We start from the raw sequence: 11,872 nt of genomic DNA, 5'->3' as shown, positions 1-11,872 counted from the left end.
GGGGACGCCTAACCGCAGATGGCGCTCAGCCATTTGCTGGGCGCCGTCTGTGGAGATATGTCGATGTACGGAAATGCGAGCCGGAAAAACTTACTCGGCAGACGTCGCCCACCTTGCATCGCTTTGGAAAATATCATTGAGCTTGTAAGCAACTTCCGTCCGGTTCGTTGCCTTTAGCTTCTTCATGATATTGCGGATGTGAACCTTGACCGTGCTTTCGCGCAGATTGAGTTCGTAGGCGATGATCTTGTTCGCCTTTCCCTTGCGAAGCGCCTGCACGACCTCGGCTTGCCTTAGCGTGAAGATGCGCGCGAGCTCGTTCGGCCGCTGTTGTTGCTGGCTTCCCTTCACGGTTGCTGCTGCCGCCGCAGAAAAGCTGTTGCCCGCGACAATAAAGGTGCCGCCTGCAACCGCCAGGGCAATTGCCTCGACGCAAACCTCGATTCCGACGGAGGTCGGAATGAAGCCGCGCGCGCCGTATTCGAGTACTCTCAACATTTGACTAAGGTCATCACCATCGGCCAGAATAATCACCGGAGCCGGTGCAAGTTCCGAGGTGATATTCGCGATCTCTTCAGACAGCGCTGCGTCATTTGCCTTGCCGCCAGCGATATTGAGGAGAACCGCGCCAACCGGTTGGCAAGTATCCTTCTTTTTCCGCCATTCTGCGATCGAGCCAACGGCAACAGCACTCATGCCAAGGCCATTCGCCCTCAATGTCGTCGCAAGGCATTCGCGTTCGAGTGTTCTGGCGTCGACAATCAGCAGGCACTGGTCATCGCCGTGTGTCTCGTCAGAATGATCGAAATCTATGGTTGCCTTGGATAGCGTCGTTGCAGGCCGGAGCCTGTTCAATGGTATTCTTGCACTTTCAAATTCCGAAGGTACGTAATTCATACTAGCCTCATACCCTATAGTGCTGGGGATGGTTCGCACGAAGTATACGCAATACTTTGCGAAGGTCCCCTGAACGCAGTGATGATCCCCTTTAGTATGCAGGTAAAGTAGATCTCCAACTTTTGCTCAACCACGTTTTTGTTGAATGTTGGATTTCTACTTTATTAAGAAAATACATACATGCCTGCTAATAAGCAATACAAAAATATTTCTGAAAGTTAACGGGAAAAAACTGAATATACAAAAATATACCACTCTTTGGCGAATCCTGAAATGTAGTTTCAGGACGCGGTAAAAGTAACATGATGCCCTCGACCGCGGTGATATTTGTTGGAATAAAAATCCTGATTAATGTTACGGCGTCAGCGTATTTTCACCAGAACTACGCCTAAAGATCGCATTTGTGTATGGTTAATTCTGTAGATTGCAACTGTAGTAACTGTTCAGTTTCCTGGGATGTAACAGATATACAACGCGAGTTTGTGATTTGTATTTGGCGTTTTCTGCGGGGCGCCCAATAAATATTATTCTGATGCGGTCGGCGGACCATCCTTATGAGGGCGCCTCTCAAGATCGTTCCATTTTCTGTCATGAATGAGAGATCGACGGCACTCGAAGTAGATGCGCCCACGCTTCCGGTTGGGATAGAGAGTTGCTTGGCCCCATGGGCTTGCCCGAATACTAAGGCATAGGAGAAGACCTGAAATGCCAACACTTCGTTTCGCCCTCAACCATATGGCGGCGCCGTCGCTGCCGATTGAAGACTTCTTCGGCTTGGCCACCTCGCTTGGCATCGATGCAGTCGAGATTCGCAACGATCTCACAGGCAATGCGATCATCGATGGAACCTCGCCGGAGACCGTCGCCGAGGCCGCGCAGCGTCACGGGACGACGATTGTTTCGATCAATGCGCTGCAGCGCTTCAACGAGTGGAATGCCACGCGTGCCGATGAAGCGCGGGAACTTATCGAATATGCGAAGGCATGCGGCGCGCAGGCGCTGGTTCTTGTCCCGAAAAACGATGGTACCGGTCAAGCGGATGGCGAGCGCCAGGAGAATCTGCGCCAGTCGCTGGTTGCACTGAAGCCCATGCTTGAGGCTGCCGGGATCGTCGGGCTTGTGGAGCCACTGGGCTTTGAAATTTGCTCCCTTCGTTCCAAGGCGGAGGCCGCCGCAGCAATTGATGCCCTGGCGGCCCGATCGACCTTCAAGCTCGTTCATGACACGTTCCATCATCACCTTGCCGGCGAGGAACAACTGTTTCCCGACCTGACCGGGCTGGTCCATATCTCGGGCGTCGACGATCCCACCGTTTCTGTCGCGGATATGCGCGATCCGCACCGCGTCCTGGTGGCGGCAAATGATCGTCTGGACAACGCCGGGCAGATCAGGGCGCTGATGGAAGCGGGCTATACGGGACCGTTCTCGTTCGAGCCCTTCGCAGCCGAAGTACACGATCTGAAGGATCCGGCAAAGGCGCTGCGGGCGAGCATGGATTACCTCTCGACGCAGGTCTGAGCCCGAGTGAGCCCTTCCCCCTACTCTCGACTGCGAAAGCGTCGCTGGTAGGTGGCGTCATAAAGCGAGCTTTCGCGAAAGTCGGTGGCCAAGAGCGATGGACCGATGAAGATGATCGCCGTGCGCTCGATGGGTGCGGCGGTCAGCTTTGTCTCGATGTTGCCAAGCGTTCCGCGCACGACCCGTTCATCTGGCCAAGATGCCTTGGCGACGATCGCAACCGGGCAATCAGCGCCGTAGAGCGGCGTTAGTTCGGCAACAACCTGCCCCAGCGCATGAATGGCAAGGTGGATGGCCAAAGTTGACCCCGTCGCGCCGAACTTCGCCAGCGTTTCGTCGTTCGGCATGGGCGATGCACGACCGGAAACGCGCGTGAGCACCAGGCTTTGTGCTACTGCCGGGATGGTCAGTTCCCGACCAAGGGCGGCGGCCGCCGCCGCAAAAGCAGGCACGCCAGGTGTCATCGTGTAGTCGATGCCATGCTTTTCGAGCCGGCGGATTTGCTCGGCGACAGCACTCCAAACCGAAAGGTCGCCCGAATGCAGTCGCGCGACATCCTCGCCGGCGGCCGCCGCGCGCAGGTACTCGGCCTCGATCTCGTCGAGCGACATCGGCGCGGTATCAACAATACGCGCCCCAGGCGGGCAGTAACGCAATATTTCCGGCGACACAATCGAGCCCGCATGGAGACAGACGGGACACCGGGCGATGAGGTCACGGCCGCGCACCGTGATCAGGTCCGCCGCACCCGGTCCCGCGCCGATGAAATGCACAGTCGTCATCTTTTTCTCACTTCTTTATATAGCGCCATTGCATCACTGGCATGGCTGGCCGCCAACCGTTCATGCCGCCGATGGGTGCAGCGCGCGATATTTCAATGCGTGTTAGCGTGCCGCCGTGCTGCCGGTGCATTGACAGCAGCAGCGCCTCCATCTCAAGCGTGACGGCGTTGGCTACAAGGCGCCCTCCCCTTCTCAGCGCCTGAAGCGCCATTTCGAGCACGCCTGGCTCGCTGCCGCCACCGCCGACGAAGATCGCATCAGGGTCAGGAAGGTTCGCCAGCGCCTCGGGCGCCTTGCCTTCGACCATGGCAAGCCCGGGGACACCAAGGGCAAGCGCATTGCGCGCGATCCGTGCCGCTCGCTCGCTTGATTGCTCGATTGCAATCGCCCGCAGCGACGGATCGGCGAGCATCCATTCGATGCCGATCGAACCGGAGCCAGCTCCAATATCCCAGAGCAGTTCTTTGTGGCGGGGAGCAAGCGCTGCGAGCGTGATCGCACGGACGTCCTGTTTGGTTAACTGGCCGTCGTGCTCGAAGAGCGCATCATCGAGTCCCGGCGTGAACGCAATTGTCTGCGCCCCCTCCCCTGCCACGACCTCAATGGCGCAGACGTTGAGTGGATCGATCTGACCGAGATCGAAGCTATCTGCGCGTGCCTGGCGTCGCCGCTCGCGCTGCCCGCCAAGCGCCTCAAGGACGTGCAATTGAGACTGGCTAAAACCGGAGGCGCAGAGAAGTTCTGCAAGCTGGCTCGGCGTCTCGGCGCCTGAGGTCAGTGCGGCAATCCGCCGGCCGTGATGCAGGTGCGGTCGGATCAGATCCAGCGGACGGCCGTGCAGAGAAATCGTCGCCATCTCTTGCAGCGGCCAGCCGAGACGCGAGGCGGCCAGGCTGAACGAGGATGGAGCTGGAATGACCCGCATTTCCTCGGCGCTGATGCGCCGGGATAAAGTAGCCCCGATTCCATAAAGAAATGGATCGCCCGAACCGAGGACGATGACTGGCTGACCGCGGCGCGCAGCGACTGCCTCGATGGACCGATCAAACGGACTTTCCCAAGAGAGCCTCTCGCCGGTGACGAGCGCGGCCACCAACTCATGATGCCGCCTCCCGCCGAAGACGACAGGTGCGGCCGCGAGCAGCTGCTTTGCCTCATCGCCCAGCCCGGCTGGACCGTCTTCTCCGATGCCGATAATAGTCAACCAGCGTCGGCTGGAGGCAGAAGGCATATCAGACATGGGCAAAATCCGCATCCTGATGCTTGGGGGGACTGGCGAAGCGCGCGCCCTCGCCCAATCGCTCGCTGATACAGGCCGGTATGACGTTCTTCTTTCCCTTGCTGGCAGGACTGACAAACCGTCCCCGCAGCCGGTTCCGGTTCGCATCGGCGGCTTTGGCGGAGCCGACGGGCTTGCGGCGTTCCTGCAGGAAGGGCAGTTCGATCTCATAATCGACGCCACTCATCCCTTCGCGGCTCGCATTTCGAGGAACGCCGGCGTGGCGTCGGCGGCTAGCGGCACTCCCGCATTGGCGCTGCGCCGACCCGAATGGAAAGCTGAACCGGAAGACCGGTGGACACATGTCGCGACTGTTCCGGAAGCAATCGCCTCGCTTGGCCCCTCTCCCCGCAGGGTCTTCCTGGCGATCGGTCGCCAGGAAGCGCATCGCGCCGAAGCGGCTCCTCAGCACTTCTACCTCGTGAGAAGCGTCGATCCTGTTGAGCCGCCGCTTGTCCTTCCTGACGTCTGCCTCGTTCTCGATCGAGGCCCCTATGATGTCGAACGTGAAACCGCGCTGTTTCGCGCCCATCGAATCGACGCCTTGGTGACCAAGAACAGTGGTGGTTCGGCGACCTATGCAAAGATCGCGGCAGCACGCCACCTCGGCATCGAGGTGATTATGATCGCGCGCGCCCCCGCCGCCGCCATGCAGACGGTCGCCACGATCGAAGCGATGCTGGCGGCGATCGATCACCTGTTTCCCTTTGCGATGGAGCGCGGAGTGTAGACGAGATCAGGCTTGCCGTCTCGCGAGATCACCTTCGTTTCAGGCGAGCCAATGATGACACAGGTTGCCATGTCAGCGGCTGCTGCCTCGGCGCCGGCAAGGCGCTGGACGGTGATACGTTCGTCGGCACGTCCTGCCGCCCTGCCGAAAATCACCGGCGTCGCGGCGGGAAGGTCGGCGCGCAGCAAGTCGAACGCTCTACCCAATTGCCAGGGTCGTGCCTTGCTGATCGGATTGTAAATAGCGATGACAAAGCCTGCTCTGGCCGCCATCAACAGGCGATTTTCTATGACATTCCAAGGCTTTAGATTATCCGATAGCGATATCGCGCAAAAATCATGGCCAAGCGGGGCGCCGACGCGGGCGGCGACCGCGAGCATGGCGGTAATTCCCGGCAGCACGATCAGATCAACCGCGCGCCATTCTTGCGGACCGTTGTCGATGGCCTCGCAGACGGCCGCCGCCATCGCGAAGACTCCTGGATCTCCCCCGGAAACGACGCAGACGCACGCCCCGGCCGCCGCCGCGCGCAGAGCTGCCGATGCCCGATCGAGCTCCTCGCGGTTATCAGATGCCTGTCGCCGCTGATCGGATCGCAGGTTTAGCCGGTCGAGATAGGGTCCGTATCCGTAGAAGTCGGTTGACTGGGACACGGCGGCTAAAGCTTCCGGCGTCATCTGGTGCGCATTGCCCGGGCCCGTCCCGATCACGAAGAGCGTCCCGGTCACCGGTTGGCCTCCCAGCCGGGCACGAGCACCAGGGAAAAGTACGGGGCGTCGCCATCAAGGCGGTCGACAAGCTTTGTCATTGCCGCATTGGCCATCGTACCCCGCTCCACATAAACGGCTTCTGCAAGGCGGCCCGACGCTTCCAGCGCGCGGCGAATCTTGGGAAGGTTGCGTCCAACCTTCATGATAACGGCGGCATGCGTATCCGAGAGCCTCCGCTGCAACTCGGCTTCAGCCATCGTACCGGGCAGTACGGAAAGGACGTCGTCTCCCTGGACAATCGGAATACCGGCAAGCGACCAGCATCCGGACATGGCGCTGATGCCGGGAATGACCTCCGTTGGATAGCGGTTCGCCAGCCGTATATGCAGATGCATATAGGAGCCGTAGAACAGCGGATCGCCTTCGCTCAACACGGCAACGATGCGGCCCTTCTCCAGATGACTGGCGACCGCGTCTGCCGATTGATCGTAGAAGGTGGCAATCTGATTGCGGTAAGCCTCCTCCCTCTTCTCGATCTCGGTCGTCACCGGATAGTAGAGCGGCAACAACGTCTTTTCTGCGCTCAAGAGATGCTCGACGATCGCCTTGCCGTTGCCGCCCCTGCCCTGTTTGGCAAAATAGGCGACGACATGTGCTGCTTCGATCGCCTTGACGGCTTTGACGGTCAGGAGTTCCGGATCGCCGGGGCCGGTGCCGACGCCGATAAGGCGGCCAGGGTTCTTCATAGGCCGGGCCTCGCCAGAGCGTTTACGGCGGCTGCTGTCATCGCGCTGCCACCGAGGCGGCCACGCACGATTGCAAACGGTACGCCGTAGGAGTTTTCGGCAAGTGCGTCCTTGGATTCAGCTGCGCCAACAAAGCCGACCGGCATACCGATGATCGCTGCCGGTTTCGGTGCGCCGTCGCGCAACAATTCAAGAAGATGGAAGAGGGCCGTCGGGGCATTGCCGATGGCGACGACGCTGCCGCCAAGCCGCTCCAGCCAAAGCTGAAGCGCTGCAGCCGAGCGGGTATTGCCGGCTTTCCTTGCCAGTTCCGCCGTGCGCGGATCGTGCAGCGTGCAAAGTACCTCGTTGTGTGCTGGCAGGCGCGTACGTGTGACGCCGTGCGCCACCATTTCTGCGTCGCAAAAGATCGGTGCCCCATCATGCAAGGCTACGCGTGCGGCACTGACGAAGTCGGGCGAGAACACGAAATACTCTGCCGCTTCAACGAGACCACATGCATGGATCATGCGTACGGCAATATCGGCTTCCTCCGCAGAAAACCGTGAAAGGTCAGCTTCGCTGCGAATGATCGCAAAAGATCGCTCGTAGATCGCGTCGCCGCTGTGAATGTAATCGTAATCAGGCATTCCTATCCCTGTCGCAGCGGCCTTGTGACGTCGCCTTTGCCGACCCGTCTAAGGCAGGCAGCAGCTGATTCGCCAGCGTGTCTCTCGTTTTTGATGAGGCGAGCGAGTTCCTCTATAGCGGAATCGATGTCGCCGCTAGCAATCTGTGCATCGGGAGCATCCGAAGCCTTCCCGTTGAGGATGAGATGGTAGCCGTCCTGCGCCCCGACAATGGAAAGGGCCGGCTGCGGATGGGCGCACCCCTTGGCGCAGCCTGAGAGATGAACAACCATGGAGCCGTCCAGCAATTCGGGAGCGATGGAACCAAATCTTTCCGCATGGGCCTTGGTCTGATAGTGGCCTGAGGTGCAGGCGCCGGCGCCTGCACAGGTGGCAATGTGTGCCGAGGGATCGTGACGGTCGGCAGACAGGCCATAGCTCGGCGCCATTTGCGCAATGAGCATCGCGGATCGAGGTGTGAGCTCAGCCAGTAAGAGAATGTGTCCGGGACTCGGCCGCACTTGCGTTGCGCCGAAAGCCTTGGCTGAGCCGAGGAACGCGATGAGGTCGCCGGCGCGCATTTGCCCGAAGCGAGGCCTCAGTCCGAGAACTGCGAGGCCATCCGCAAGGGTGAGGGTGCCGACCAAGGGATCTTGGAACTCGGGCGCTCTTGCGAGCTTCACCAGCTCCATCGCAGGGAAGGCCGAGAGGAGGCGCGCGCGTTCGACATCGCGGCATCGTTTGTGCCGGCCAAGCGAAATGAGCAGGCGAAGCAGATCCCCAACTGCTCGAACAGCCTGATCGGCGCTTCCTGTCAGCAATGGCAGTGCGGTTCGTCCGTCGCCGTTGATGGCGATTTGCCAGACACCGGCGGAAACGGCGGCAACACGAATGTCAGCGGTAACGGCAGCAAGCCCGCAGTTGCCCCCGCCGTCGATCAGAATTGAGAGTTTCGGCGCAAGCATCGGGGAAAGGAGCTCCGCGGCGAGTTTCTCGCGCAGCACGGCTTCAATCTCGGTGGGGTTCCCGATCTCGTCAGGCGCGATGCCATGCAACGGCGAGAGTTCAATCACGGGACCGGCGGGAACCGAGATACCTGCGGCGTGGAGATCTGCTGCGAGCGGTTGGACGGTCTCTGGTCCAAGGCCGCGTATTTGCAAGCTGCCGCGCGCGGTGATCTCGAGTATTCCGTTACCGTGCCTCTGCGCTGCCTCTGCCAACTGGATGAATTGCTGGATCGAAAGAATGCCGCCGGCGGGCCGCAGCCGCGCCAACAGACCATCGCCCGTTTGCATCGGCTCCAGCAGCGTCGGACAGGCGCCACGGCGCATACCGGACGTGGGGACCTCCTCCCGGCTATCGCGCGCCGTCTGTTCGCCAGATGCCATTGTCGCCAGTTCCTTCGCTCATGTCCTTATATGATTGGGACAATCAGCGCAAAACCATGATCTTCGTCAAAGATCATCGAAATCATGCCCTTTGCGGAGCAGATAGATGTCCATGATCCAGCCGTGGCGCGCACGCGCTTCAGCCCGCACTCTGACGATCTCGTCTGCGACGTCAGCCAGTCGTCCGGCGCGCGTGATCTCGTCGGGCGTGCCAAGATAGGCACCCCAGAAGATCTCCGCGTCGGGGTCATCGATCTTCGAAAAGGCGAGCTCGCCATCGAGCATGACGACAGTGCTTTCGGCCCGATTGCCTTTTTCGACGAGACGCCGACCGGTGGTGAGTTCGAGCGGCTTTCCGACAAGGTTGATCGGAATGCGATGGCTTGCAGCGAGGGCTTGTACACTCGTAATTCCGGGAATGACGCTGAACTCGAAGGCGAAACTGCTGGCTACCTGTGCGCGTTCGAGAATGCGGATTGTGCTGTCGTAGAGGCTGGGGTCGCCCCAGATCAGGAAGGCACCCCTACCTGCTTCTGGCAGGCCTTCGATGAGCCTGACATAGGTCTTGGCAATGGAGGCATGCCACACATCCACACTTTCGAGATAGGTCCGGTCGGCTGTGGCGCGCTTGGGCACGGCAAATTCGATGATCTCAGTCTTGCTGTTCGTGACGTAGCGGCTGCAGATTTCGCGACGAACAGCAGCCAGACCGTCTTTTTCTGGGCCTTTGGTCGGGATGAAGATGGCGTCGGAGGCATTCATGGCGTTGATCGCCTGAATGGTGACGTGCTCGGGATTTCCTGTCCCGATGCCGATGATGTGGATATGAGGCACGCCTTCTTACCTTTTCAGCTCGGCTCGTTTGTGGCGCAACCAACCCGTCGCCGCAAGAGGGTAAGGCGCAGTTGGCCGCGGCCAACTTTGCGAGTGCCTGCCAGCCTTGGCCATTCTTGTCGCGATTCGCGAATCATGGCATTCTTGATACGCTTTTTAGCGCGATGTTGACAGAAAAGCGCATTGATAGGGATCGAGTGTTTTGGACAACATTAGCGTATCGACGACGGATGTCCGCATCGAGCGGCACGCCAACCAACTTTCGCGTCAGCTGAAGCTTCTTCGTGAAAAGCTCTTTCCGCCGTTGTCCCAGAAGACGCTGCGGACGTTCACGTCCGGGGAGGCGGCGCAAATGATCGGTGTGTCCGACGGATACCTGCGCCAGCTCTCGCTCGACGGCAAGGGGCCGCAGCCGGACGTCTCCGTCAACGGCCGACGGTCCTATACGCTTGCCCAAATCAACGAGCTGCGCCACCATATGGCGCGGATCAAGCCGAAGGATGCGCTCTCCTATCTTCCGTGGCGTCGGCCCGGCGAAAAGCTGCAGACGGTCGCGGTGACGAATTTCAAGGGCGGTTCGGCAAAGACCACCACAACCCTTTACCTCGCCCAGTACCTGGCGCTGAATGGCTACCGCGTGCTAGCAATCGATCTCGATCCGCAGGCATCGCTGTCGTCCATGCTCGGGGTCCAACCGGAGTTCGATCTGGCTGACGGCGATACGCTTTACGGCGCGATCCGCTATGACGCGAGCCGCCGCTCTCTCAAGGACGTCGTACGCAAGACCTATTTCGACGGGCTTGACCTCGTGCCAGGAAATCTCGAGCTGATGGAGTTCGAGCACGAAACGCCGCGCGCGCTCGGGGATCGCCAGCGGACGGGGGAGGTGTTCTTTCGGCGTGTCGGTGTTGCTATTTCAGAGGTCGAGGCCAACTACGATGTCGTCGTCATCGATTGCCCGCCGCAGCTTGGTTATCTGACGCTCGGCGCCGTCTGCGCGGCAACGTCGCTTCTGATCACCATCCACCCGCAGATGGTCGACGTTGCGTCGATGTCGCAATTTTTGTTGATGACGTCGGATCTGCTGTCTGTCGTGCGCAAGGCCGGTGGCGATCTGCAACATGACTTCATCAAATATGTGGTCACGCGCCACGAACCGTTCGATGCGCCGCAGTCGCAGATCGTGGCGCTGCTGCGCAACCTTTTCAGCGACGACGTCTTGACGGCGACCATCCTAAAGTCCACGGCGATCGCCGATGCCGGGCTGACGAAGCAGTCGCTTTACGAGATCGAAAGGGGTCAAGTTCGGCGTTCGACCTACGACCGCGCGTTGGAGTCGGTCAACGCTGCGAATGGTGAAGTGCTGGCGGGAATTCACAAAGCATGGGGCCGGACATGAGCAGACGGGATCGACTGAAGGGACTGTTCGACGACACCGCGCAGGAGTTGGCCGCGGCCAACTCGGAGGATGAAACGCCGATGCGCGGCCCGGCCGGCCCGGTCCGTTCGATGGCGCTGACGCTTGGGCGGATGGAGGAAGAAAGCAGGGCGATGCAGGAGGCACTGCTATCTGGCGAGCGCGTCGTTGAACTCGATCCAGAACTCATCGACATGTCCTTCGTCAGAGATCGGCTGGCGGAGCTGCCCCAGGATGTTGCCGACGAGCTGGTACGGTCGATCGAGGAAGATGGACAGGAAGTGCCTATTCTCGTTCGACGGCATCCGCAGCACGATACGCGTTACCAGGTGGTTTACGGACACCGGCGGCTTCAGGCGCTGCGACTGCTCGGGCGCAAGGTGCAGGCGATCATCCGGAAACTGGATGATGTCGATGTCGTCATCGCGCAAGGCATCGAGAATTCCGCAAGGCGTAACCTCTCCTATATTGAACGAGCCGTTTTTGCCTTCAATCTCGAGAGCAAGGGTTTCGAGCGGCCGGTTATCATGAAGGCCCTTTCGACCGACAAGACGGAATTGTCGAAACTGATCTCGGTTGCCAAGAGCATTCCAATGGAAGCCATCATGGCGATCGGGGCTGCGCCGGCAGCTGGACGTCGCAAATGGATCGCGCTTGCGCAGGGTTGGACCAGCGCAACGACCTCCCGGTTGCGGGGGCTGCTTGGCTCGGAGGACTTTGCCGCCCAAGGGAGCGATCGTCGCTTCGACCTCGTTGTCGCCGAACTGGAAAAAAAGCCGGAGAGACAGGAGGCCACGGAGTATGAATGGTTTCCGAAGCGAGACGGTAAGATCAAGGGTCGCATCCGCAGCGCGGGCGATTCCTTCACCATCGCGCTAAAGACAGGCGATGCGGCGGATTTTGGCGGCTACATCGCGCGCCGCCTCGATGAACTCTATGAGGCGTTCAAGGCTGGAAAGTAGC

Annotated in this window: 12 protein-coding genes; 4 read left to right on the top strand and 8 right to left on the bottom strand. The window is 59.9% G+C overall.

Annotated features, from left to right (window positions below; genetic code table 11):
* Positions 1 to 90: 90 nt before the first annotated feature.
* On the bottom strand, positions 91 to 897 hold the full coding sequence (locus tag BSG20_RS09060) for a response regulator transcription factor (protein ID WP_072373783.1): 807 nt from the start codon (positions 895 to 897) through the stop codon (positions 91 to 93).
* 705 nt (positions 898 to 1,602) lie between these two features.
* Here BSG20_RS09060 and BSG20_RS09055 point away from each other — a divergent pair.
* Positions 1,603 to 2,415: a TIM barrel protein gene (locus tag BSG20_RS09055; RefSeq protein ID WP_072373780.1), complete on the top strand. Its 813-nt coding sequence runs from the start codon at positions 1,603 to 1,605 to the stop codon at positions 2,413 to 2,415.
* A gap of 20 nt (positions 2,416 to 2,435) precedes the next feature.
* Here the strand turns inward: BSG20_RS09055 and cobM are convergent, their stop codons facing one another.
* On the bottom strand, positions 2,436 to 3,197 hold the full coding sequence (cobM, locus tag BSG20_RS09050; protein ID WP_072373777.1) for a precorrin-4 C(11)-methyltransferase: 762 nt from the start codon (positions 3,195 to 3,197) through the stop codon (positions 2,436 to 2,438).
* A 7-nt stretch (positions 3,198 to 3,204) separates the two neighbouring features.
* Complete coding sequence (cbiE, locus tag BSG20_RS09045) at positions 3,205 to 4,437, bottom strand: precorrin-6y C5,15-methyltransferase (decarboxylating) subunit CbiE (protein ID WP_072373774.1); 1,233 nt, start codon at positions 4,435 to 4,437, stop codon at positions 3,205 to 3,207.
* On the opposite strand from cbiE, the gene BSG20_RS09040 reads away from it, so the two are divergent.
* Positions 4,436 to 5,206 (top strand): cobalt-precorrin-6A reductase, encoded by a 771-nt coding sequence (locus BSG20_RS09040; protein ID WP_072373771.1) that lies wholly within the window; start codon positions 4,436 to 4,438, stop codon positions 5,204 to 5,206. The two genes, cbiE and BSG20_RS09040, sit on opposite strands and share 2 nt — an antisense overlap.
* Here the strand turns inward: BSG20_RS09040 and BSG20_RS09035 are convergent.
* The 5 genes from BSG20_RS09035 to cobF all read right to left on the bottom strand — a co-directional run bounded on the left by BSG20_RS09035 (position 5,170) and on the right by cobF (position 9,492).
* A complete protein-coding gene (locus BSG20_RS09035) occupies positions 5,170 to 5,934 on the bottom strand; it encodes a precorrin-3B C(17)-methyltransferase (RefSeq protein ID WP_072373769.1) in 765 nt (254 codons plus the stop codon). The two genes, BSG20_RS09040 and BSG20_RS09035, sit on opposite strands and share 37 nt — an antisense overlap.
* On the bottom strand, positions 5,931 to 6,662 hold the full coding sequence (locus tag BSG20_RS09030) for a precorrin-2 C(20)-methyltransferase (protein WP_072373766.1): 732 nt from the start codon (positions 6,660 to 6,662) through the stop codon (positions 5,931 to 5,933). The genes BSG20_RS09035 and BSG20_RS09030 overlap by 4 nt, the downstream gene beginning before the upstream one ends.
* Positions 6,659 to 7,291 (bottom strand): precorrin-8X methylmutase, encoded by a 633-nt coding sequence (locus BSG20_RS09025; protein ID WP_072373763.1) that lies wholly within the window; start codon positions 7,289 to 7,291, stop codon positions 6,659 to 6,661. The genes BSG20_RS09030 and BSG20_RS09025 overlap by 4 nt, the downstream gene beginning before the upstream one ends.
* A gap of 2 nt (positions 7,292 to 7,293) precedes the next feature.
* The gene (gene cobG, locus BSG20_RS09020) at positions 7,294 to 8,658 is read right to left on the bottom strand and encodes a precorrin-3B synthase (RefSeq protein ID WP_072373760.1); all 1,365 of its coding nucleotides are present in this window, start codon (positions 8,656 to 8,658) and stop codon (positions 7,294 to 7,296) included.
* 66 nt (positions 8,659 to 8,724) lie between these two features.
* On the bottom strand, positions 8,725 to 9,492 hold the full coding sequence (gene cobF, locus BSG20_RS09015; protein WP_072373757.1) for a precorrin-6A synthase (deacetylating): 768 nt from the start codon (positions 9,490 to 9,492) through the stop codon (positions 8,725 to 8,727).
* Positions 9,493 to 9,694: 202 nt separating this feature from the next.
* Between cobF and repA the strand changes: the two genes are divergently transcribed.
* On the top strand, positions 9,695 to 10,891 hold the full coding sequence (gene repA, locus BSG20_RS09010; RefSeq protein ID WP_072373754.1) for a plasmid partitioning protein RepA: 1,197 nt from the start codon (positions 9,695 to 9,697) through the stop codon (positions 10,889 to 10,891).
* Entirely contained in the window at positions 10,888 to 11,871 is a 984-nt protein-coding gene (gene repB / locus BSG20_RS09005; protein WP_072374014.1) for a plasmid partitioning protein RepB, read from the top strand. The genes repA and repB overlap by 4 nt, the downstream gene beginning before the upstream one ends.
* The last annotated feature ends 1 nt before the right edge of the window (position 11,872 follow it).

This window comes from Rhizobium tibeticum (genome assembly GCF_900110205.1).
Classification (GTDB): domain Bacteria; phylum Pseudomonadota; class Alphaproteobacteria; order Rhizobiales; family Rhizobiaceae; genus Rhizobium; species Rhizobium tibeticum.
Note: the sequence above shows the minus strand (reverse complement) of the source record. Positions and strands in the feature narration are given on the sequence as shown.

Excerpts from the sequence above, each read along its gene's own strand:
- cobM (WP_072373777.1), bottom strand. The coding sequence starts at position 3,197 with ATGACGACTGTGCATTTCATCGGCGCGGGACCGGGTGCGGCGGACCTG.
- BSG20_RS09030 (WP_072373766.1), bottom strand. The coding sequence starts at position 6,662 with ATGAAGAACCCTGGCCGCCTTATCGGCGTCGGCACCGGCCCCGGCGAT.
- cbiE (WP_072373774.1), bottom strand. The coding sequence starts at position 4,437 with ATGTCTGATATGCCTTCTGCCTCCAGCCGACGCTGGTTGACTATTATC.
- repB (WP_072374014.1), top strand. The coding sequence starts at position 10,888 with ATGAGCAGACGGGATCGACTGAAGGGACTGTTCGACGACACCGCGCAG.
- BSG20_RS09025 (WP_072373763.1), bottom strand. The coding sequence starts at position 7,291 with ATGCCTGATTACGATTACATTCACAGCGGCGACGCGATCTACGAGCGA.
- BSG20_RS09040 (WP_072373771.1), top strand. The coding sequence starts at position 4,436 with ATGGGCAAAATCCGCATCCTGATGCTTGGGGGGACTGGCGAAGCGCGC.
- cobG (WP_072373760.1), bottom strand. The coding sequence starts at position 8,658 with ATGGCATCTGGCGAACAGACGGCGCGCGATAGCCGGGAGGAGGTCCCC.
- BSG20_RS09055 (WP_072373780.1), top strand. The coding sequence starts at position 1,603 with ATGCCAACACTTCGTTTCGCCCTCAACCATATGGCGGCGCCGTCGCTG.
- BSG20_RS09060 (WP_072373783.1), bottom strand. The coding sequence starts at position 897 with ATGAATTACGTACCTTCGGAATTTGAAAGTGCAAGAATACCATTGAAC.